This is a genomic window from Streptomyces sp. NPDC001880 (assembly GCF_053594575.1).
This window is the reverse complement of the sequence record NZ_JBSFET010000072.1, coordinates 1-23,576: the sequence shown is the minus strand read 5'-3', so window position 1 is coordinate 23,576 and position 23,576 is coordinate 1. Positions and strand designations below refer to the sequence as shown.

Here is a 23,576-nt window from a genome sequence, read left to right as displayed (position 1 = left end):
ATGCCCGGCCCCGGCGTCGCCTACCGCTGCTACTACGCCGGCGACACGCCCTGACCTCGAGCCCGACGAAGGAACCTGCTGCGGCCTGGCTACGGCAGGTGCGTCGTCGTCGGCGTCACCGGTCGGGCAGCTTGCGGGAAGGCGTTGTCACGTTGACGGCGGGTGACTGGTCGGTAGAGCTTCGAGGCGTGCTGGGGTGTGGTTCCGGTGCCGGTTCAGGCTGCGGCCGGTCGGCAGATGTTCTCGGCGACGTGGTCCCAGACGGTGAAGCGGATGGTCATCTCGAGGCGATGCTCGGCGGCGGTGCGGAGATGCCGCCGGGGACGGAAATGGGGTGAGATGCTGCCGAACGCGGACAGGAACCGTTGGGCGGCGCCGACGCTGCGGAAGCCCTTCATGGCCCGTTCCCGCTGTCGCGTGGGTTGGTGAGAGTTCTCGGCCCGGTTGTTCAGTCCTTGCACCCGCACCCGCACCCGCACCCGCCAGAGCGAGAACCGAGAGGAGAGGACCGCACCACCCCGGGAGACGCGGAACCCCGGCGCACCCCGCAGCGTCGCGCGACGGCCCGCCCTCGATCGACAGAGGACATTGCGGGCGAACCATCGAAACAAGAAGCGACAAAAGCCAGCTGACGGATCGAGGTCAGCTTCCGGCAGAGTTTTCCTGGACGCGGCGCGATGACTTGTGCGATTGTTGCCCTGGCAGGGGCGAGCATGTACCAATCCGCCAGGGGGATCATGCCGATTCCGGCACGGGCACAGATTGTTGGGAGATTCAGCGGCGGTTACATCTCGGCGCACGTCCGCGTTTACAATCCGTCGGCCCCTGTTCGCAAGGATGTCACGCTTCGCCTCCATGACCGGGACGGTGAAGTGAATTCAAACGGGAGAGTGCTGCTTCTTCATGGTATTCCAGGAAGACCGGGCAGATCAGAGCGGCCTGATACGTTCGCCCTTGGGTCCATTTCTGCGCGGTGGAGCGGATGCTCTCGCCCAGGAGGATCCACTGCTGCACCGGGCGCTGACCGCCGAACACCAGCGCCAGGACACCACGTTGATGATGGTGGCCTCCTCCAGCATCGTGGATCCATCTGTCCTGACCTGCATGGCCTCCGCGGCGATGAACGTGACGGCGGAGGGTTATCCGGGCGCCCGCTATCACGCCGGCTGCCGTGAGATCGACCCGATCGAGCAATTAGCCATCGATCGGGCTCTGGCCGCCTTCGGAGCCCAATACGTCAACGTCCAGGTGCATTCCGCCACGACCGCGAACTATGCGGTCCTCTCGGCCCTGCTGGACCCCGGCGACGTCATTCTCGGAATGAAGCTGGACCAGGGCGGACATCTCACTCACGGATATCCCGTTGCCTACTCGGGCACCTACTTCCGCTCTGTCAATTACGGGGTCGACGCGCAGGGCCGTATTGACTACGCGCAAGCCCGCGAACTGGCCTTGGAACACCGCCCGAAATTGATGATATGCGGTGCTACCGCATATCCCAGGGCCATTGACTTCGCCCGCTTCCGCGAGATCGCCGACGAAGTCGGAGCGCTCCTGCTGGCCGACATCTCGCACGTCGCGGGCCTGGTCGTCGCGGGACTGCACCCCAGCCCCATCGATCACGCGCACATCACCACCACCTGCACGCACAAGCAGCTCGGCGGCCCCCGAGGCGCTTTGATCATGTCCGGGAGGGACGCCGACACACCCGTGGGCGACAACGGCCAGACGCTCGCACAGCGGCTGCGCCGATCGGTCTTCCCCTACTTCCAGGGCGCCCCGATCATCCCCGCGATCGCCGCCAAGGCCCGCATGCTCGACCTGGTGCGGAGCGACGAGTACCGGGCGACCGCCCGCCGTATCGCGGAGAACGCCGCACTCCTCGCCGACGCGCTGGGGGACCTCGGCTACAAGGTCATCACCGGTGGCACCGACAACCACATCGTGCTGCTCGACTTCATCGGAACACCCCTGAGCGGACTGGTCGTCGAGCGTGCCCTCGAGGAAGTCGGCATCGTCGTCAACAAGAACCACATCCCCGGCGACCCACGCCCCTCCGCTGTCACCAGCGGCGTGCGCATCGGCACCAACTCCATCGCGCAGCGCGGCTTCGGCCCCACCGAGATGGGGCAGTGCGCTCGGCTCATCGACACCGTGCTGCGCGCCGTCCGCCCCCTCGGCGACCGGGACTACGAACTCGAGGAATTCACCCGCCAGTCGGCGCGCACCGAGGTCCGCAAGCTGACCACGCAGTTCCCTATTCCGCGCTACACCCCCGTCGACCGCTGGGAGTTCGACGCGTGAGTTCCCTGCTCACCAGGCTCGACATGCTCAGCGTCGCCCTCGGACAGACACCGGTCGTCCCCCTGGTGGACGACACGGTGAACCTTTACGCCAAGCTGGAGTTCGCCAACCCGAACGGCAGCGCCAAGGACCGGTCCGCGTACTGGATCCTGAAGCGCGCCATCGAGCGCGGTGACATCACCGAGCGCACCACGGTCGTGGAATCCTCGTCCGGAAACTTCGCGATCTCCATGGCGTCCTTCTGTCAGGTGCTCGGCATCTCGTTCGTTCCGGTCATCGACCCCAACTGCAACGCGCCCACCGAGGCGTACCTGCGCACCATCTGCGAACGGGTGGTGAAGGTCGAGGAGCCCGACGGATCCGGGGGCTACCTGCGCACCCGGCTGGCGCGCGTGCAGCACCTGGTCGAGGAGCTCTCGCCGGCGTACTGGCCCGATCAGTACTCCAACGCCGACGCGCTGGAGGCCCACTACCGGATGACGGGCGGGGAACTCTGCACGGGCTTCCGCACCATCGACTACGTCTTCGTGGGCGTCAGCACCGGCGGGACGGTCGCCGGAGTGTCCCGGCGGCTCAAGGAATACTTCCCGAACGTCACCGTCGTGGCCGTCGACGCGGCAGGCTCGGCCATCTTCGGCCGCCCGCCCAGCGCACGCCGCATCCCCGGCCTCGGCTCCAGCATCGTGCCGGAGCTGTGCGGCCGCGCCCGCATCGACGACGTCGTCATCGTGCCCGAGCGGCAGGCCGTGGAAGGCTGCCACGAGCTGTTGCAGCGCCACGGGCTGTACACGGGCGGCTCCACCGGAAGCGTCTACGCCGCCATCCGCGGCTACTTCGACCAGAGCCCCCCGTCCGGCCGACGGCCGACCGTCGTTTTCCTCTGCGCCGACCGCGGCACGAGCTACGCACACACGATCTACAACCCCACCTGGGTCAAGGAGCAGCTCGGCGACGAGGCTGCCGGAGCACCGCCGGTCGTGCTGCACCGGACCGAGCGCCGCGACCGCCAGGAGGGCCGAAAGGAAACTCATGACGGGCTCGTCCCCTGATCTGCCGTCGTTGCCGTCCCTGCGCACCCTCACCGGTGGCGACGTCCTGAAGCACGTCGAGGGCAACCGCCCCGAGTGCCTCGACGTCGTACGCCGCGGCTACCTCACCCACGAGCGCGGTGACAGCGCCAACCCCCACAGCGCGTTCCTGCGCTTCCCGCACCGTCCCACATCCCGGATCATCTCCCTGCCCGCCTACCTGGGCGGCGAGTTCGAGGTCGCCGGCATCAAGTGGATCGCCAGCTTCCCGGACAACCCCACGACCCGTGGCATCCCGCGCGCCTCGGCCACGCTGGTGCTCAACGACACCGAGACCGGCTACCCGTTCGTCTGCATGGAGTCCTCCATCGTCTCGGCGACCCGGACGGCCGCGTCCGCCGTCCTCGGCGCGGAGGCGCTGGGCGGAGGCCGTGAGGCCCGCCGCGTCGGGGTGATCGGCGCCGGGCTGATCGCCGGGCACGTCTGGAAGTTCCTGCGCGACCTGGACTGGAAGGTGGGCGGCTTCCGCCTGTTCGATCGGGACCGGTCGCACGCCGAGCGCTTCGGCCGGATGCTGACCGAGCAGGGTGCCGAGGATGTCGTCGTCACCGACGACGTGCGCGAGGCCTTCACCGACTGCGACCTGGTGGTGCTGACCACCGTCGCTGGCGAGCCGCACATCCACGACCCCGAGCTGCTGGCCCACGCGCCGGTCGTGCTCCACCTGTCGCTGCGGGACCTCGCCCCCGAGATGGTGCTCGCCGCGCAGAACATCACGGACGACGTCGACCACGCCGTGCGCGAGAACACCTCGCTGCACCTGGCGGAGAAGGCCACCGGCAACCGCGACTTCATCGACGGCACCATCGCCGGCGTCCTGAACGGCGACGTGATCGTGGACCACGACCGACCGGTGATCTTCTCGCCCTTCGGCCTCGGCGTGCTCGACCTGGCCGTCGGCAAATGGGTCCACGACCGGGCGGTCGCCGAGGGCGACGGCCATGACATCCCCGACTTCTTCGGCGAGGCAGTGAGGTAGCCATGACGAACTCCACCAGTGATGACACCCTGCAGTACAAGGTCGTGGCGAACCACGAGGAGCAGTACTCCATCTGGTTCGCTGACCGGCCCCTGCCGGCCGGCTGGGCCGAGACCGGCTTCTCCGGCACCCGCGAGGCCTGCCTGGAGCACATCGGCGAGGTCTGGACGGACCTCACTCCCAAGTCGGTCCGCGAGCGACTCGAGGGACGGGCCCCGTGACCTCTCTCGACGAGCGGCTGGCGGGCCTGTCGGCGAACCGGCAGGCCCTGCTGGCCAAACTCCTCAGCGAACGCCGGGCGGCCGCCCGGCCCGAGATTCCCCGCGGTGAAGGACCCCGCCCGCTCTCCTTCGCCCAGTGGCAGTTCTTCTTCCTGTGGCAACAGGACCCCGACAGCGGCCAGTACAACGTGCCCATGGCGCTGCGGCTGCGCGGCGCCCTGCGGGGCGACGAGACCGAGGCCGCGCTGCGCGAGGTCGTACACCGCCACGAGATCCTCCGCACGCGCTACACCATCGAGGGCGAGGAGCCCGCGACGGTGCTCGGCGACCACACCGAGCTGAGCCTCGGCCGGACGGACCTCGCCGCGCTGCCCGAGGACGGGCGCGAGGAGGGGGCGCGCCGCCGGGCCGCCGACGTGGCGGCCCGGCCCTTCGACCTCACGGCCGGCCTCCCGCTGCGCGCCGAGCTGATCCGGCTGGCGGACGAGGACCACGTCCTCGTCATCGTCGTCCACCACATCGCCACGGACGGGGCGTCCACCCAGCTGCTGTTCCGGGAGTTCACCGCCCTCTACACGGCGCTGTGCGCCGGCTCCGACCCGGCCGCCGCGCTGCCCGAACCGCCCATCCAGTACGCCGACTACGCCGGTTGGCAGCGCTCCACCACCGAGGGCGACCGCCTCCGCCGCGGACTGGAGTTCTGGGACGCCTGGCTGGAGGGCGCCGAGACCAATCTGGACCTGCCGACCGACCGGCCGCGCCCCGCCCGGCCCACGCACACCGGCGGCCGCCGCCGGCGCCGAATCCCGCGCGAACTCGCGGCCCGCATGCACGCGTTCGCCGCCGAACACGGCGTCACGCCCTTCATGACGGCGCTCACCGCGCTCGGCCTGGTGCTGCGCCGGCAGACGGGCAAGCAGGACTTCCTCATCGGCACGCCGGCCTCCAACCGGCCCACCCCGCACACCGAACAGCTCATCGGCTGCTTCGCCAACACCCTGCTGCTGCGGGTGCGCCCGGCCGGGTCCGCCACCGTCCGCGAAGCCCTGCACCAGGTGCGCGACGACGTGGCGGCGTCCTACGACCACCAGGACGTGCCCTTCGAGAAGGTCGTGGCGCTGCGCCAGCCGGAGCGCACCCTGGCCCGCAACCCGCTCTTCCAAGTGATGTTCGTCCACCAGCAGGTGCCCGGCATCGAGGACGGCCTGTCCGGCCTCGCGGTGGAGCGGTTCGACCTGCACAACGGCACCGCGAAGTTCGACCTCGACCTGTCGCTCCTTGACGGCCCCGATGGCATCGACGTCAGCTGCGAGTACGACGCGGACATCTTCACCCCCGAGCGGATCGACGCCCTCCTCGGCCGGCTCGAGCACACGATCACGGCGATGATCGACGCTCCCGGGACGGCCGTGTCGGCGCTGCCCGTCCTCGACGACGCCGCCCGGCACCGCGCCGCCCACGAGTGGAACGCCACCGAGACCGACTATCCCGCGGACCGCACCGTCGCCGACCTGTTCGCCGAGCGGGTGGCAGCCCACCCCGACGAGGCCGCCGTCCGCACCGGCTCCGGCACCACTCTCACGTACGCCGAGCTGGACCGGCGCTCCAACCGGCTGGCACGGCTGCTCGCGGAGCGGGGCGCGGCCCCCGGAGCGGTGATCGGCGTCGCCACTGAGCGCACCGCCGACCTGCCGCTCGCCGTGCTGTCGGTGCTCAAGTCCGGCGCCGCCTACCTGCCGCTCGACACCTCCCACCCGGCCGAGCGCCTCGCCCTCATGCTGGGCGACTCGGGAGCCCGCGCGGTGCTCACCAGCCGCTCGGTGGCCGACCGGGTGCCCACGACCGACGCGCCCGTGCTCGTCCTCGAGGAGCTGGCGGAGCAGCTCGACAAGCTGTCCGACGAGCCGCTCGCCACCACGGCCGCCCTCGACGACCTGTGCTACGTCATCTTCACCTCGGGTTCCACCGGACGCCCCAAGGCGGTGATGCTCGACCAGCGCGGCCGCGTCAACAACTTCACCGACTTCAACCGCCGCTTCGCGATCCGCCCCGGCGATGCCGTGCTCTCGGTGTCGTCGCTGGCCTTCGACATGACGGCGTACGACGTGATCGGCACTCTGCTGGCCGGCGGCACGATGGTGCTGCCCGAGCCGGTGCGCGAGCGCGACCCGGGCCACTGGCTGGACCTGATGCGCGACCACCGGGTCACCGTCTGGCACTCCGTCCCCGCCCTGCTCGGCCTGCTCATCGACGCGGCCGCCGACCTGGGCGTCGGAGAGCTGCCCGCGCTGCGGGTGGTGCTCCTCGGCGGCGATTGGATCCCGGTGACCATGCCGGACCGCCTGCGGGCCCTGTCGCCCGACGCCCGCGTCATCAGCCTGGGCGGGGCGACCGAAGCCTCCATGGACTCGACGATCTACGACATCGGCGAGGTCGACCCGGCCTGGCGCAGCATCCCCTACGGCCGGCCCATGGCCAATCAGCTCGCCTACGTGGTCGACCAGGAGGGCCACCTCGTCCCGCCGGGCGTGGCGGGCGAACTCTTCCTGGGCGGCGTCGGACTGGCGTGGGGCTACCTGGGCGCGGCGGCCCAGACCGCGGACCGCTTCCTGCCCAACCCCTTCAGCGGGGTGCCGGGCGACCGCATGTACCGCACGGGTGACCTCGCCCGGTACCGGCAGGACGGCGTCCTGGAACTGCTCGGCCGCATCGACTTCCAGATCAAGATCGCGGGCAACCGCATCGAGCTGGGCGAGGTCGAGGCGGCGCTGCGCGCCCTGCCCGAGATCGCCCAGGCCGTGGTCGCGGCCCCGCGAGTCGACGGACGGCGCACCCTCGTGGGCTACGTGGTGGCCGATGAGGGCACCAGCGTCCTGGACACCGGCGCGCTGCGCGAGCGGCTGCGGGCCTCTCTCCCGGCGTACATGGTGCCCTCGGCGCTGGTCGTCCTGGAGCGGATCCCGCTCACCCCGAACGGCAAGGTCGACCGGGGCCGGCTGCCGCTGCCGGGCGCCGAGGCCACGCAGGCCGGCGCCGGTACCGGCGGTACGGGCCGGGCGCCCTCGACGCCGACCGAGGTCACGCTCGCCGAGGTGTGGCGCGAGCTGCTGGGCCGCGAGGCCATCACGGCGGACGACGGTTTCTTCGCGCTGGGCGGCGACTCCGTGGCCTGCATCCGCATGGTGACCCGGGCCCGCGCCGCGGGTCTGGAGCTCACCCCGCGCATGGTGTTCCAGCACCAGACGATCGCCGAACTGGCGGACGCGGTCGACCGAGCCGTGGCCGAGGGACCGCGGGAGACCGGCTCCGCCGCCGCCGACCGCGACGGTCTCGCGCCGATCCAGCGGCACATGCTGTCCGTCGCCCACCGGCGACCGGTGCCCGGACTGTATGCGATCCAGTCGGCGTTCCCGCTGCCCGGCGACCTCGACGAGGAGGCCTTCCGGGCCGCCTGGGAATGGCTGTTCGCCCGCCACGCGATCCTGCGCACCTCGTACGCGGACACGGAGTCCGGCCGGCCCCGGCCCGTCGTCGCCGACCGCGTCGATCTGCCGCTGCACACCCGCGACCTGCGCGGCACGGCCCCTGAGGAGCAGGAGCGACTGGTCCTCGCCGAGCTGGAGGAACTGCGGAGCGCGGGATTCGACCTCGCACGGGCCCCGCTGGTGCGCATCCAGCGCTACCGGCTGAGCGACGACGTGCAGCTCGTGGCGCAGCTGCATCACTACAGCCTGCTGGACGGCTGGTCCTGCATGCAACTGCGCAGGGAACTGCTCGCCGCCTACCTGGCGTTCGCGTCCGGTGAGCGGCCCGACCTGCCCGAGCCGATGCCCTTCGACCGGCACGTGGAGTGGATCGCCGGCCGGGACGGGAAAGCCGCCGCGGACTTCTGGACCGGCTATCTGCGCGACTGCCCCGGCCCGTGGGCCGAGGAACAGCCGGACGCGCAGGGGGAGCCGGACGGCCCGGTCCGTCTGCTGACCGAATTCCCGGCCGAGCTCCTGGACGGCCTCGACGCCCTCGGGCGCGAGCACGGCATCACGTTCGCCACCCTGGTCCAGCTCGCCTGGGCGGCGGTCCTGGTCGAGCGCACGGGCCACGACGACGTGGTCTTCGGCATCACCGCCTCGGGCCGGCCGGCCCTGCCGGGCGCCGAGTCGGCCGTCGGACCCTTCATCAGCACCATGCCCGTACGGTTTACGGCTCAGCCGGGGGAGACGGTCGTGGCGGCGGCGCTGCGGCTCCAGCTGGAGCGCGCGGCCGCCGAAGAGCACGGCGTGCTGGAACTCGGCGCGATGACCCGGGGCCGCGACCTGGCCACCGTCCTGGTCTTCGACAACTACCCGGTGGACGAGTCACTCAAGGCGGCCCAACTGCCGGACACGGTTGAGCACCCGCTGATCACGCGGGACCTCGGCTTCGCCCAGACCGAGTTCCCGGTCCGGGTCGACATCCTGCGCGGGGCACAGAACGCCCTGGCGCTGACCTTCGCCGCCGACCGGGCGGTGCCCGAGGACGCGCGGGCGCTGGGTCCGCGACTGGTCGCCGTACTGGAGGCGATCCGGTCCGGTGCCGACGGTCCTCTGGACCGGCTCGCGGACCTCGGCGGAGCAAGCGGTACGACCGAGCACTTGGGGGACTCATGAAGACAGTGACCATGGTGGAGCTCTCGGTGTTCGAGAGGATCACACCCCTGGTCTCCGGGTACCTCGAGGCGTACGCGTCGACCGACCCGGTGGTCTCCAAGGAGTACCGCTTCGACAAGTACACGACGAGCATCAAGACGCCGCTCGACTCGATAGCCCGCGACCTGCTCGCCAAGGACTCCGACGTCTTCGCGTTCTCGACGTACGTGTGGAACATCGGCCTGGTCCGGCCGCTGGTGAAGATGTTGCGGGAGGCCAAGCCGAACGCCGACATCATGCTGGGCGGCCCGCAGGTGATGCACCATGGCATGCGCTACCTCGACCCGCACGACGAGAAGCTGTCCCTGTGCAACGGCGAGGGCGAGATCTCCTTCACCGAGTACCTGCGCGAGCTCACCGAGCCCCACCCCGACCTGACCAAGGTCGAGGGGCTGAGCGTCTACCGGGACGGTGAACTGGTCAACACCGGTGACCGGGCCCGTATCAAGGACCTCGACACAATCCCGTCGCCGTTCCTGTCCGGGCTGATCGCGCCCGAGTACAGCATCAGCATCATCGAGACCAATCGCGGCTGCCCGTACCACTGCGGTTTCTGCTTCTGGGGCGCGGCGACCAACGACCGCGTCTACCGCTTCGACGAGGAGCGAGTGCGTGACGAGCTGACCTGGATGTCGCGCAACGGCACGCTGTTCCTCTACATCGCCGACGCCAACTGGGGCATGCTCGCCCGTGACGTCGAGTTCTCCGAGCACATCGCGGCGCTGGCGCGGCAGAACCACCTGCCCAACGTCGTGTACTTCTCCTCCGCCAAGAACAAGCCGCACGCCGTCACCAAGATCACCGGCATCTTCCAGGAGGCCGGGCTCGTCACCTCGCAGCCCGTCTCGATGCAGACCCTGGAGCCGGAGAGCCTGAAGATCATCCGGCGGGATAACATCAAGCTGGACGCCTTCGGCTCGGTCCAGGACGATCTGCGCGACCGCGGCCTGAGCTCCTTCATCGAGCTGATCTGGCCGCTGCCCGGCGAGACGCTGGAGACCTTCAAGAAGGGCATCGGCACGCTGTGCGAGAAGGACGCGCACACGATCATCTCGTACTCGCACCTGCTGCTGAACAACACGCCGATCTACCACAACCGTGAGAAGCTCGGCCTCGTCACCCGGCCGGCCGGCGGCGGTGTCGCCGAAGCACAGATCGTCGTCGCCACCGAGCAGGTGAGCGCCGACGAGTTCGTCGAGGGCATGCGGTACTTCTACGCGGTCCACGCCGTGCACAACACCCGCAGCCTGCGGGCCACCAGTAAGTACCTCACGGGCAAGGGGGTCCTCACCTACCCCGAGCTGTTCTCCGCGTTCGTCGACCACTGGCGCTCGCTGTCCGAGGACGACCCCATCGTCGAGTACGTCGAGCGGTCGATCCGCGACGCCCTCTACTACGACGTGGGCAACTACGGCCTGTTCATCCACACCGTGCTCCACGAGCACCGCGCGCTGTTCACCCGGCACCTGCGGGACTTCGCACGCTCCCAGCCCTGGTGGTCGGACGAGACCGCGCGCGGCCTCTTCGAGATCGACCTGGTCAACCGACCGTACGTGTACAGCACCACGCCCCTGGAGGAGCACGACTACCCCTTCGAGACGCTCACCGTCACGGCCCGCCAGCGCCGCACGTACACCGTCGAACTGGACCGCCCCTGGCACGAGGCGCTGGCCACGGCCGCCCGCCTCGACCCGGCGCCGCCGGCCGGCTCCGTCTTCACGGTCGACCACAAGCGGCTCCAGTACCCGTACATGGCGGCGCAGAGCCTCGACCACAACGCCAACTACTGCCACGGCATGATCGAGAAGATCGAGAACATCGTGCCGTTCTGGCGGACGGCCTGAGGCGCGGTGATGTCGGTGAGCACCACGGACGAGGCGGCGGGCGTCGGCGCCGGGCATGACGCCGTACCCGCCGCACCCCGCCCGGGTCCGCACCGGGCCTGGCTCGCGGCCGCCCTGGCCGTGCCGGTGCTGCTCGGGGTGCTGGCCATGCTTGCCTTCGCACCGCCGGCGGCACGCGGCACCAGCGCCCCGGTGACGGAGTTCTCCGCCGCCAGGGCCGCCGTCCACCTTGATCAGATAGCGCAGCGTCCGCACCCGACGGGCACCGCGGACAACACCCGCGTGCGCGACTACCTGGTCACGACGGCACGGAAGCTGGGCGCCCAGGTGACCGTGCAGTCGGGCGATGTCGTCCGGCCCGCCTGGGGCAACCCGTTCCCAGCCGCGCGCGTGCACAATGTCATCGCCCGGGTCCCCGGCGGCGAGCCGGGCACCAGCGACGGCAAGGCGCTGCTCCTCGTGGCCCACTACGACTCGGTGCCCACGGGACCCGGAGCCGCCGACGACGGCGCCGCGGTGGCCGCCATGCTGGAGACGATGCGCGCCCTGAAGGAGTCGGGCGGCGTTCGCAACGACATGGTGTTCCTCTTCACCGACGGCGAGGAACTCGGCGCCCTCGGCGCGGAGAAGTTCGTTCAGGAGTACGGCGTCGAGGACTATGGTGCCGTACTCAACTGGGAGGCGCGCGGCAGCAGCGGCCCGGTCATGATGTTCGAGACCAACACCGGCAACGCCCCGCTGATCGACGCGTTCGCCGGCGGCAGCAACCGGCCGGTCGCCAACTCCCTGGCGTACGAGGTCTACAAGCGCATGCCGAACGGCAGCGACTTCACCGCCTTCCGCGACGAGGGAGCTGTCGGCCTCAACGCCGCCTTCCTGCACGGCTTCCACGACTACCACTCGCCGCACGACGACCTGGAACGGCTCAGCGACGACAGCGTCCAGCACCACGGCGAGTCCATGCTGGGGCTCGTCAAGGGCCTCGGCGACCGCGACCTGCGGGACCTGCGCAGAGACGGCGACGCCGTCTACTTCGACCTGTTCGCCCGCGTGCTGGTGCACTACCCGTCCGGCTGGGCCCTGCCCGTCGCCGTCCTGACCGTCCTCGGGCTGCTGACCCTGGCCTGGTGGGGCACGCGCCGCTCCGCGCTGCAAGTCACCGCAGTGCTCGCCACGGCCGGGGCCGCGCTCGCGGTGGTGATCGTGGCGGCGCTCGGCACCTTCGGCCTGTGGCTCGCGGCAGCGGCGCTGCGGCCCGAACTGGCGGCGCTGCCGCTGTCCGAGCCGTACGAGCGCGGACTGTTCGCGGCCGGGTTCCTGGCACTGGTCGCCGCCCTGCTGATGGTGGCCGCGCGACTGGTGCGGGGGCGCCGGGCGGCGGAGCTCGTGTGCGGCGCGCTGGTCCTCGGCGCGGTCCTGCTGCTCGCGGCGGTGCTCACGCTGCCCGGCACCAGCTACCTCTTCCAGTGGCCGCTGCTCGCCGGCCTGCCCGCCCTGTGGTGGGCCTGCCGGGACGACCGGGCGACGTGGCGGCCCGCGTGGGCGGGGCCGCTGCTCGCGGCGGCCGCCCCCTCCGTGGCCGCCGTCCTGTTCACCCCGCTGGTGGACAGCCTGCTGATCGCGCTGGGCATCCCGCTGGCGGCGGTGGCCATGGCGGTCACCGCGATCGGCGGCGTCCTGCTGCTGCCGCTGCTCACGCGGATCGCGCGGCCCGGGCTCGTCGCCGCCGCGGCGGCCGCCCTGGCCCTGGTGCTGGTGGGCGCCGGACTGCTGCGATCCGGCTTCGACGCCGAACACCCTCGGCCCGACGCCCTGGTGTACGTACGGGACCTGTCGCAGGGCACCACGACGTGGATGAGCGGCGACCCCGAGCCCGACGCCTGGACCCGCAAGGTCCTCGGCACGCATCCGGCCCGCGGCTCGGCGGCCGACTACTACCCGCAGCGCGGCGACGAGCCGGTGCTGCGCGCCAAGGCCCGGGAAGTGGACCTGCCGGCGCCGCGGGTGACCGCGGTGAGCGACCGCACGACAGGCGACACGCGCCGGGTGCGGTTCACGGTGGCCTCGCAGCGCAAGGCGTGGCGGCTGCAGATCCGGCTGCCGCGCGAACCGCTGAAGGCCTGCGCGATCGCCGGCGTACGCATGGACGGCCCGGCGCTCGACAAGCAGGGAGAGGGCGCTGAGGGCGTGGTCTTCCACTTCACCGGCAGCGACGCGGCCGGGGTGGACATCGACTGCGAGACCAGGGCCGGCACCCGGCTGCCGGTCGACGCGGCCGACTACACGATCGGGTTGCCCCCCGAGGTCGCGGCGCTGGTGGGACCGCGACCGGAGGGGACCGCACCGGTGTCCTTCGGCTTCGCGCCGGACGACTCCGCCGTCGTACGCCTGATCACAACGCTCTGACCGGAACGAAACTCATCGAGGGGACATGCCACGCAACGACGGGGCCACGGCCATCCAGGTCCGCAACCTGACGCGCACGTACCAGTCCGGGAAGAACGGCGAGCTGGTGCGGGCCAACGACGACGTCACCTTCTCCATCGCCCGCGGCGAGGTCTTCGGACTGCTCGGCGCCAACGGCGCGGGCAAGACGACGCTCGTGTCCCAGATGCTGGGGCTGGTCCGCCCCACCTCCGGCTCCATCCGGGTCGAGGGGGTCGACGTGGTGGCCGACCCGGAGGCGGTGAAGGCCATGACCGGCTTCCTCCCGCAGACCGGGCTGTCCATGCGGCTGGTGGAGGTGCGGCGGGCCCTGCACTACACCGGGCGGCTGCGTGGCCAGTCGGAGCAGGAGGCCCGGCGCCAGACCGCCGAGCTGATCGAGGAACTGGGTCTCGGCGAGGTCGCCGACCGCTACGTCAACCAGCTCAGCGGCGGCATGATGCGGCTGGTCAACTTCGGCATGGCGCTGATGGGCCGGACCAAGCTGCTCATCCTGGACGAGCCGACCAATGAGCTCGACCCGCACAACAGGCGGCTCATCTGGGACATGGTCGCCCGCCGCAGCGCCACCGAGGGCACCACCGTGGTCCTGGTCACCCACAACGTGCTGGAGGCCGAGAAGGCCGTGCACCGGGTGGCCGTCATGCACGGCGGGCGCATCACCGCGCTCGGCACCCCGGGCGAGCTGAAGGAGCGGATGGGCGACAAGGTCCGCATGGAGCTGTTCGTCAAGGACGGCGAGTCGCTGCGGCCGCACGAGCTGGACCGGCTCGAGGCCGTGGGCTCGGTCGTGCCGGGCAGCCGTGAGGGCACCTACCTCATCCACTCCGAACCGGAGGCCATGCCCGACCTGGTCAAGGCCGTGACGGGCGACCTCGGCATGGCCCGGGTGGACGACTTCCGCCTCACCCGCCCGACTCTGGAGGACGTTTACCTGAGCCTGGACGGCAAGGAACGGGCCGAGGCCGGCACCATGACCGCACCTGCCCCGGCCGCCGCGCCGGAAGCCGGTGCCGCCACGGCGGCACCCGCCGCCTCCGCCGCTTCCGGTGCGCCCGTTGTCACCCGGGCGACCGCCACCCCGGACGCGACCGTTGTCGCCGACGCATCCGCCACCCCGGCCTCCGCTCACGCAACCGCCGCCCCGGAGTCGGCGGCCGTCGCCCCGGCCCGGCCGGGAGGCAAGGAGCGGGCCCAGAAGCTGCTGGTCGGGTTCAAGTACCTCTGGCTGGAGCAGATGCTGGAGGTCCGCACCACCTGGACCTGGAGCCTGCTTTTCGGGCTGCTGATGCCCGTCGCCATGGTCTTCGGCCTGTCCCGCATCGGCGGCGGGCTCAACGACACCACCAGCCTGCTGTACATCGTCAGCGGCGCGGCCATCTTCTCCGTCGCCACCGAGGGCATCGCGACCCTCGCCCAGCGCATCGGCGTGATCAAGAACGACGGCATGATGGTCTACTACGCCTCACTGCCCATCAGCAAAGCGTCGTTCGTCGCCGCGATGGTGCTGTCCCGGCTGCTGCTGATCATGCCCGGCCTGATCACCCCCATGATCGCCGCTGGCCTGATGTACGACGTGGACTTCACGATCTCGCCCGCCCTGGTGCTGGTGCTACCGCTGTCCTGCCTGGCACTGTCCGCGATCGGCCTGGCCATCGGCACCCTCATCGACAGCATGGAACTGATCGTCGTCATCACCAATCTGCTGATCTTCGTGCTGCTGCTCGCGGCTCCGGTGCTCATCCCGCCGGACTCGCTGCCCCTGCCGCTGCGGGTCCTCGGCTATCTGCTGCCGCCGACCTACGCGGCCGACGCCCTGCGGCACACCCTCAACGGCGACCTGGGCGCCGCTTTCACCCTGGACATCGCGGTGCTCGCCGCGATGACCGTGTTCGGGCTGGCCGGAGCCGCCCGCTGGATTCGTTGGCGTCTTGCCTGAGCCTGGAAAAGCAAGGAGTTCCGTGATGGAACAGTCAATCCTCCGCGCCTCGACCTTCGTCGACGTGGTCACCGAACGCGCGGCTCTGTCCGAGGGCACGGCGTTCGAGTTCGTCACCCCGGACGGCACCCCGGGCGACACCGGCCCCACGGCGCTCACCTTCACCGGGGTGCACGACCGGGCACGGGCCATCGGCGCCCTGCTGGCGCAGCGCGTGGTCCCCGGCGACCGGGTGCTCGTGCTGCTGCCGCCCGGCCTGGACTACGTGGCGTCCTTCCTCGGCTGCCTGTACGCCGGCGCCATCGCCGTGCCGCTCTACCCGCCGAGCAAGGGCAGTTACTCCGCCCGCCACCGCGCCGTGCTCGCCGACTCGGCCCCGGCCGCCGCGCTCGTGCCCGGCGGCGTGCTCGCCGACCCCGCCGAGCTCGTGGAGGCGGCCGGCATCCCCGGCCTGCCGCTGATCGCCGTCGACGGCGAACTGCCCGCGCCCGGCGACTGGCGCCGCCCGGCCATCGACGGCGACACCGTCGCCTTCCTCCAGTACACCTCCGGCTCCACGGCCACCCCGCGCGGAGTGGTCGTCACCCACCGGAACCTCGTGGTCAACTCCCGCCAGATCCAGGAGCGGTTCGGCACCACGCCCGACACCCCCGTGGTCAGCTGGCTGCCGCCGTACCACGACATGGGCCTCATCGGCGGCATCCTGCAACCCGTCTTCGCCGGTGCCACCGCAACGCTGTTCTCGCCGGTCTCCTTCATCACCCGGCCGCTGCAGTGGCTGCGGCTGATATCCGACCGCGCCGCCCGCATCAGCGGCGGACCGAATTTCGCGTACGACCTGTGCGTGGACCGCATCCCCGAGGACGACCTGGCCGGACTCGACCTGTCCCACTGGGACATCGCCTTCAACGGCGCCGAGCCGGTACGCGCCAGGACACTGGAGCGGTTCGCCCGCCGCATGGCCCCCTACGGCTTCCGCAGCGGCTCCTTCTTCCCCTGCTACGGGCTCGCTGAGGCCACACTGATGGTCTCCGGCCGCACCGTCGGCGACACACCCGTGGCCCACACCTTCGACGCGGACTCCCTCGCGCCCGGGCGGCGCCCCGTCCCCGACGACCAGGGCCTGCCCGTCGTCGGCTGCGGCCCGGTCGCCGTGGACCTGCACGTGACCGTCGTCGACCCGGAGACCGGCGAAGCGAGCCCGCCCGGCACCGTCGGCGAGATCTGGGCCGCCGGCGAGAACGTCGCCACCGGCTACTGGGGCCGCGACGACTCCGAACACCGCACCTTCGGCGCCACGCACGCCGGTGACGACCGTAGCCACCTGTGCACCGGTGACCTCGGCTTTCTCCACGACGGCCAGCTGTTCGTCACCGGACGCAGCAAGGACCTCATCGTCGTACGCGGGCGCAACCACTACCCGCAGGACCTGGAGCAGGCCGCCCTCGACGCGCACGCCTCACTGCGCCGCGGCGCCGCCGCCTTCGCCCTGGAGACCGACGGCAGCGAGGAGGTCGGCCTGGTCCTGGAGACCGCGACCGCCCACCGCGCCGACGAGATCGCCGAAGTCACCTCGCTCGTCCGCAATCGACTGGCCCGCGAGCACGGCGTCACGCCCGGCACCATCGTGTTCGTACGCCCCGGCCACATCCCCCGCACCACCAGCGGCAAGATCCAGCGGTCGCAGACCCGCGCCATGCTCGTCGACGGCTCGCTGAAGGTCGTCCACCGCTGGGACGCCGGCTCCGCCGCCGATCTCGCCCCGCTGCCCGCGCACCTGTGGCAGGAGACCGCCCGCGAGGCTGTGCTCGCCCTCGCCGCCGGCCGGCTGCGCACGACCGTCGACCCCGACGCGCCCCTGGCCGCCCAGGGACTGGACTCGCTCCGCGCTATCGAGCTGAAGGCCGCCGTCGAGGACGCCATCGGCATGGAGGTGTCCCTGGAGGCCCTGCTGGCCGGCGCCAGCGTCAACGACCTGCTCGTCGACGCCCCCGCCGAACCCGCCGCCCCCGCCCGGGAAGCGGCGGCCGACGGGCGCGGCCCTCTGGCCATCAACCAGCAGGCGCTGTGGGTGCTGGAGCGCCAGCACCCGGACACCGCCGTACAGCACATCTACGCCGCGCTGCGGTTCCTGGACGAGGTGGACGCCGACGCGCTGCACCACGCCTTCCAGGCGCTCGTCGACCGGCATCCCGCCCTGCGCACGGCCCTGCACTGGGCGGACGACGGCGCGTCGTACCAGGAGGTCCTCGACCACCAGGATGTGGCGTTCACCGTCGAGGACGCCGCTCACCTGGACGACGAGCAGCTGAACGAGCGGCTGCGGCGCGAGATCGCCGGCGAGCGGCTCGACCTGACCCGCGGCCGGGTCCTCCAGGTCACCCTCGCGCGCAGGCCCGACGGCGACGTACTGTCGCTCGTCGTGCACCACATCGCCGTCGACATGTGGTCGCTGGCGGTCCTCACCGACGAACTCGGACGGCTCTACGCCCGCCGCACCGGCCGCGACGTGGCCCTGCCCCCGCCGCCGACCGCCACCTACGCCGACCTCGCCCACCGGCAGCGGGCCATGCTCGACGCGCCGCGCGGAGAGCGGCTGTGGGAGTACTGGAGCCGCGAGCTCGACGGCTGCAACCCGGTCCTTGAACTGCCCGCCGACCGGCCGCGCCCCCCGGTCCAGAGGTACGCCGGCGACTCGGTCACGCTGGATCTGGACGCGGCCACGACGGCGGCCCTGCGCGAGCGGGCCACCACCGAGGGCACCACGCTCTTCGTCACCCTGCTGTCGGTCTTCCAGACCCTGGTCCACCGCTGCACCCGCGAGGACGACTTCCTCATCGGCGTGCCCGCCTCCGGCCGCACTGACGCCGACCTGCACCGCGTCGTGGGCTACTTCGTCAACCCCGTGCTGATCCGCTCCCGCATGGACGCCGGGCGCACCTTCACCGACCAGATCCAGGCCACCAAGCAGACCGTCGCCGGCGCGATGAGCCACCAGGACATGCCCTTCCCCATCCTCGTCGAGCGGCTCGGCCTGGCCCGCGAGGCCTCGCGCCCGCCCGGCTACCAGGTGATGTTCAGCCTCACCAAGTCGCACCTCGCCGGCGGGGAGGACCTCGCCGCGCTCAACTTCGGCCGCCCCGGCACCCCGGTGCGGATCGGCGAGCTGGAGGGCCGCTCCCTCGACCTGGTCCGGCGCACGGCCCAGATCGACCTCACCATGGTCGTCACCGAGGTCGGCGACCACCTCGAAGCGGGCATCAACTTCTCCACCGACCTCTTCGACCGCGAGACCATCGAGTGCTTCGGCGCCACCTTCGCCGAACTGGCCGCGCGACTGGCCGAACGCCCCGGAGAGCCGCTGGCCGCGATCCCGTCCGCCCGGACGGAGGAGCTGCGCCAGTTCGCCAAGTGGAACGCGACCTCGACCGCCTACCCGCGCACCCGCACGGTGCCCGAGCTGTTCGCCGAGCAGGTGGTCCGGCAGCCCGACGCCCCCGCCCTGACCTACGGCGAACTCACCTACACCTACCGCGAGCTGGACCGCGTCTCCAACGCCCTGGCCCGGCGCCTGCGCGAGCTGGGCGTGCGCGAGGAGACCCCCGTCGGCCTCCACGTGGACCGGGACCCGGCCGTCGTCGTCGCCATGCTCGCCGTCGCAAAGGCGGGCGGCGCGTACGTCCCGCTGGACCCGGCGCACCCGCCCCAGCGGCTGCGGCGGATCCTCGACGAGTCACGGCCCGCCGTGCTGCTCACCACGGGCGACGACACCCTCACCGAGGTCGGCACGGAGCTGCCGCGGCTGGCGCCCCGCGACTTCCTGACCGACGAGACCGCCGCCGACACGGCCAACGACCGGCCGGTCGACACCATCACCGGCCCGGACGGGCTGCTGTACGTGATGTACACCTCCGGCTCCTCGGGCACCCCGAAGGGCACCTGTATCACGCACCGCAACGTCATCCGGCTGGTCCGCGACACCGACTACCTGACCCTGGAGCCCGGCGACCGGGTGGCCCAGCTGTCCAACACCGCCTTCGACGCCGCCACTCTGGAGGTGTGGGGCGCGCTGCTCAACGGCGGCCGGCTCGTCGGCTTCGACAAGGACACCGTCCTGTCACCGCCGCAGCTGGCGGCGGCCCTGCGCGACAACGACATCCACACCGTCGTCATGGCCACCCCGCTGTTCACCCAAGTCGTCGGCTACGACCCGGCCACCTTCGCCTCCACCCGCCAACTGCTGGTGGGCGGCGACTCGATGGACCCCAAGCGCGCCCGCGAGATCGCCGCGCTCGGCGGCCCGCTGCTGACCAACGGCTACGGCCCCACCGAGTCCACCACCTTTGCCACCACCCAGCCCCTCGACCGGATCCCCGAGGACGTCTGGCGGCTTCCCATCGGCGGCCCGATCGCCAACACCCAGGTGTACGTCCTCGACGAGCGGCTCAACCCGCTGCCCATCGGCGTACCCGGCCAGCTGTACATCGGCGGCGACGGCCTCGGCCGCGGCTACTTGGGCAAGCCCGGACTGACGGCGGAGAAGTTCCTGCCCGACCCGTTCAGCGGTGTGCCCGGCGCGCGCATGTACGCGTCCGGAGACCTGGCCCGCTGGCTGCCGGACGGCACGATCGACTTCCTCGGCCGCGTCGACTTCCAGGTGAAGGTCCGCGGGTTCCGCATCGAGCTCGGCGACATCGACGCCACGCTCACCGCGCACCCGGGCGTCCTGGAGGCCGTCACCGTCGTCGACGAGTCCACCGGCGAGAAGCGGCTGGTGGCCTACTACGCCGGCACGCCGACCCGGGACGAGCTGACGCGGTACCTGGCCGACCGCCTGCCCGAGTACATGGTGCCCGCCCTCCTCGTCCAGCTCGACGAGCTCCCCAAGAACCCGAACCGCAAGATCGACCGGGCCGCGCTGCGCCTGCCCGAGGACGGCGGTGCGGCCAGGGCGGATGGTGCGTCGGGGTTGCAGGCGGAGATCGTGGCGATGCTCGCGGAGGTGCTGGGCCGGTCGGAGGTGGGGCCGGATGACAACTTCTTCGAGATCGGTGGTCATTCGCTGCTGGCGATCCGGTTGTTGGCGCAGATCAAGCAGCGGTACGAGGTGGATCTGGCGTTGAACGAGCTGTTCAACGACCCGACCGCGCGGGCCGTCGCCGAGCAGATCGCCGAACGGACCGGCGACGCCACTGCCGGGGCCGCCGCCGCGACCACCGGGGCCGCCCCCGTGCCCGCCGGCCCGACCGCGGTGCCGCGCGCCGCCTACGTACGCCGGGACGGCTAGGCCCTGGCCCCACCACCCCAGCAAGACGGACCAACGATTGTGAGCGAGGACCAGATGAACTCGGGCCAGGTCTATGTCATGCCGGCGTCTCCGGCGCAGGTCGGCCTGTGGCTGCTCGTGGAGCTCGACCCGACGTCCACGGCGTACAACGTGCCGGCCGCGATGCGGCTGACTGGGCCGCTGGACACGGGAGCGCTCGAACGCGCGCTGCGCGCGCTGTGCGGGCGCCACGAGATTCTGCGGACCACGTTCACCGTCTCCGACGGTCGGGTCTCCCAGGTGCTCCACCCGGAACCGGCGCTGCGCCCCCGGGTGGAGCACCTGGACCTGAGCGGGCTGGGCGAGGACGCGGCCGCCGCGTCCCGTGAGGAGTGCGCGCGGCGGGCGGCTGAGCCCTTCGACCTGGAGAAGGGTCCGCTGCTGCGGATCGCCGTCCACCGGCTCGGAGACGACGACCACGTGGTCTCGCTGCTGATGCACCACATCATCACCGACGGCTGGTCCATGGGCGTGTTCATCAAGGAGCTCACCGTCCTCTACCTCGCCGAACTGACCGGCGCGGACGGTGACACGCTGCTTGCGCCGCCCGCACTCCAGTACGCCGACTTCGCCGTCTGGCACGACGAATGGCTGCGGTCCGGCGTCCAGGTCAAGCAGCTCGACCACTGGCGCGGCGTCCTGGACGACCAGGACCTGCTCCTCGAACTGCCCACGGACCGCGCCCGCCCCCGGGTGCCGTCTTTCGCGGGCGACCGCGTCACCGCCGTCCTTCCCGACGGCCTCGCCCGCGACGTGCGGACCACGGCGGCCCGCCGGGGCGCCACGCTGTTCATGGCGACCCACGCGGCCTTCGCGTCCGTACTCGCCCGAAACGCTGCCCAGACTCGCGTCCGCCTCGGCGTCCCCTCGGCCAACCGAGATCACCCCAACACCGGCGAACTGATCGGCTTCTTCGCCAACACCCTCGTCATCCCCACCGACTGGCGGCGGGGCATGTCCTTCAGTGACGTGGTCCTCCAGGTGCGCGAGCGCACGGCGGAGGCCCTCGCCCACGGCGACGTGCCCTTCGGGGAACTGGTCCGGGAACTCGGCGGCCGGCGCCACCGGTCCCGCAACCCGCTCTTCCAAGCCATGATTGCCATGGACAACGCGCCCGGCGGCTTCGACCTGGCCCCCGGCCTGACCGCGCACCGCTTCGACGTGCCTCTGGCTGTCGCCAAGTTCGACCTGACGCTGTTCGTCCACGACGGCCCTGCCGGTGTGGAGCTGAGCCTGGAGTACGCCACCGACCTGTTCACCCGCGCCACCGCCGACCGCCTCCTCGGCGAGGTCCTCGCCGTACTGCGCGAGGGCACCCGCGCCCCCGAGCGGCCGCTGGGCGGTCTCTTCGCGGTGAGCGAGGAGCAGCGGCGGCAGCTGACGAACTGGTCGGCCGGCCCGACGGCGCCCCTGGAGACGGAGGGCGTGACGACGGCCCTGGGGCTCTTCGCCCGGCACGTGGCACGCACACCCGACGCCGTCGCCCTTGTCGACGGTGACCGCCGCGTGAGCTACGCGGAACTGGACGCCCTCGCCGGACGCGTCGCCGCCGGGCTGGCCGACGCGGGCGCCGGCGCTGGCCACGTGGTGGGCGTGGCCGTGCCGCGCTCCGTGGAGCTGGTGGCCGCGCTGCTCGCCGTGTGGAAGCGGGGCGCGGTGTACGTGCCGCTGGACCCCGCACAGCCCGCCGCCCGGCTGGCCGCGATCGTCCGGGACGCCCGCCCGGCGGTCGTCCTCAACACCGACGGGCACGGCGCCGCACTGACAGCGGGCACGGCACCGGTGCTGGACGTGCGCGCCCTGGCCGCCCCGTCCGCGCCGCCCGCCCCCGCACCCGAACCGGGGACCGGCGGGCACGACCTGGCGTACGTGCTCTACACCTCTGGCTCGACGGGCCGCCCCAAGGGCGTCCAGATCACACAGGCGGGGCTCTTCAACTACCTGACATGGGCCGCGTCCGAGTACTGCCCGGACGGGCCGCCCGTCGCGCCGCTGCACACCACCGTGGGCTTCGATCTCACGGTGACCAGCCTGTGGGTTCCGCTCACCAGCGGCGGCTCCGTCCACCTGGTCGACGAGGCGTCCCCCGTCGACGGGCTCGTCGGAGCACTCACCGGGCCGGCCCGGCCCACCCTGGTGAAGCTGACGCCCGCTCATCTGGAGGCGGTGTGCCGGCTGCTGCGCCCCGGCGCGCTCGCCGGACGGCAGGTCTGCTTCGTCGTCGGTGGCGAGGCACTGCCGCCGAGCCTGGTGCGGCGCCTGTTCGACGTCGCGCCGGACGCCCGCGTGGTCAATGAGTACGGCCCGACCGAGACGGTGGTCGGCTGCTGTGTCGCGAGCGCCGTCACCACCGACGACCTCGGCGACCGACCCGGCATGGCCATCGGCAGACCGGTCGGCAACACACGGCTGTACGTGGTGGACGCCATGCTTGAACCGGTGCCGGTGGGGGTGCCGGGCGAGCTGATGGTGGGCGGTACGGGGGTGGGCCGTGGCTATGTCGGCGATCCGTCCCGTACGGCTGCCTCCTTCGTACCGGATCCGTTCTCGGGCGTGCCGGGCGCGCGGTTGTATCGCACGGGCGATGTCGTGCGGTACCTGCCCGATGGGCAGCTGGAGTTCCTCGGTCGCCGGGATCATCAGGTCAAGATCCGTGGCCAGCGCATCGAGCTCGCCGAGGTCGAGGCGGCCCTGCGGGGTGTCGAAGGCGTCTCGGATGCCGTTGTCCTGGCGGTCAGCGACCAG

General features: G+C 71.5%; 10 protein-coding genes and 1 pseudogene. 10 read left to right on the top strand and 1 reads right to left on the bottom strand.

Annotated elements, in window-relative coordinates:
* Window positions 1-215 precede the first annotated feature (215 nt).
* Window positions 216-458, bottom strand: a pseudogene (locus tag ACWCQ6_RS27760) (DDE-type integrase/transposase/recombinase); the annotation flags it as partial.
* Between the two features lie 496 nt (window positions 459-954).
* Here ACWCQ6_RS27760 and ACWCQ6_RS27755 point away from each other — a divergent pair.
* The 10 genes from ACWCQ6_RS27755 to ACWCQ6_RS27710 form a co-directional block, all read left to right on the top strand.
* Window positions 955-2,304, top strand: a complete 1,350-nt coding sequence (locus ACWCQ6_RS27755; RefSeq protein WP_451093695.1) for a serine hydroxymethyltransferase — start codon at window positions 955-957, stop codon at window positions 2,302-2,304.
* Complete coding sequence (sbnA, locus tag ACWCQ6_RS27750) at window positions 2,301-3,353, top strand: 2,3-diaminopropionate biosynthesis protein SbnA (protein WP_451093693.1); 1,053 nt, start codon at window positions 2,301-2,303, stop codon at window positions 3,351-3,353. Before ACWCQ6_RS27755 ends, sbnA begins: the two co-directional genes overlap by 4 nt.
* Window positions 3,334-4,371, top strand: a complete 1,038-nt coding sequence (gene sbnB / locus ACWCQ6_RS27745; protein ID WP_451093691.1) for a 2,3-diaminopropionate biosynthesis protein SbnB — start codon at window positions 3,334-3,336, stop codon at window positions 4,369-4,371. Before sbnA ends, sbnB begins: the two co-directional genes overlap by 20 nt.
* Before the next feature lie 2 nt (window positions 4,372-4,373).
* Window positions 4,374-4,592 carry an MbtH family protein gene (locus ACWCQ6_RS27740; protein WP_451093689.1) on the top strand — a complete coding sequence of 73 codons (219 nt, stop codon included), beginning with the start codon at window positions 4,374-4,376 and terminating at the stop codon, window positions 4,590-4,592.
* Window positions 4,589-9,238: an amino acid adenylation domain-containing protein gene (locus ACWCQ6_RS27735; RefSeq protein WP_451093687.1), complete on the top strand. Its 4,650-nt coding sequence runs from the start codon at window positions 4,589-4,591 to the stop codon at window positions 9,236-9,238. Before ACWCQ6_RS27740 ends, ACWCQ6_RS27735 begins: the two co-directional genes overlap by 4 nt.
* Window positions 9,235-11,121 (top strand): hypothetical protein, encoded by a 1,887-nt coding sequence (locus tag ACWCQ6_RS27730; protein WP_451093685.1) that lies wholly within the window; start codon window positions 9,235-9,237, stop codon window positions 11,119-11,121. Before ACWCQ6_RS27735 ends, ACWCQ6_RS27730 begins: the two co-directional genes overlap by 4 nt.
* 15 nt (window positions 11,122-11,136) lie before the next feature.
* Window positions 11,137-13,527 carry a M20/M25/M40 family metallo-hydrolase gene (locus ACWCQ6_RS27725; RefSeq protein WP_451093683.1) on the top strand — a complete coding sequence of 797 codons (2,391 nt, stop codon included), beginning with the start codon at window positions 11,137-11,139 and terminating at the stop codon, window positions 13,525-13,527.
* Between the two features lie 25 nt (window positions 13,528-13,552).
* Window positions 13,553-15,505 carry an ATP-binding cassette domain-containing protein gene (locus tag ACWCQ6_RS27720; RefSeq protein ID WP_451093681.1) on the top strand — a complete coding sequence of 651 codons (1,953 nt, stop codon included), beginning with the start codon at window positions 13,553-13,555 and terminating at the stop codon, window positions 15,503-15,505.
* A gap of 25 nt (window positions 15,506-15,530) precedes the next feature.
* The gene (locus tag ACWCQ6_RS27715; protein WP_451093679.1) at window positions 15,531-20,792 is read left to right on the top strand and encodes an amino acid adenylation domain-containing protein; all 5,262 of its coding nucleotides are present in this window, start codon (window positions 15,531-15,533) and stop codon (window positions 20,790-20,792) included.
* A gap of 39 nt (window positions 20,793-20,831) precedes the next feature.
* Window positions 20,832-23,576: non-ribosomal peptide synthetase (locus tag ACWCQ6_RS27710; RefSeq protein ID WP_451093677.1), on the top strand; the 2,745-nt coding region annotated here is incomplete at its 3' end.

What these genes read in the sequence shown, in the direction of transcription:
- sbnB (WP_451093691.1), top strand. Translation starts at nt 3,334, where the DNA reads ATGACGGGCTCGTCCCCTGATCTGCCGTCGTTGCCGTCCCTGCGCACC.
- ACWCQ6_RS27740 (WP_451093689.1), top strand. Translation starts at nt 4,374, where the DNA reads ATGACGAACTCCACCAGTGATGACACCCTGCAGTACAAGGTCGTGGCG.
- ACWCQ6_RS27730 (WP_451093685.1), top strand. Translation starts at nt 9,235, where the DNA reads ATGAAGACAGTGACCATGGTGGAGCTCTCGGTGTTCGAGAGGATCACA.
- ACWCQ6_RS27720 (WP_451093681.1), top strand. Translation starts at nt 13,553, where the DNA reads ATGCCACGCAACGACGGGGCCACGGCCATCCAGGTCCGCAACCTGACG.
- ACWCQ6_RS27715 (WP_451093679.1), top strand. Translation starts at nt 15,531, where the DNA reads ATGGAACAGTCAATCCTCCGCGCCTCGACCTTCGTCGACGTGGTCACC.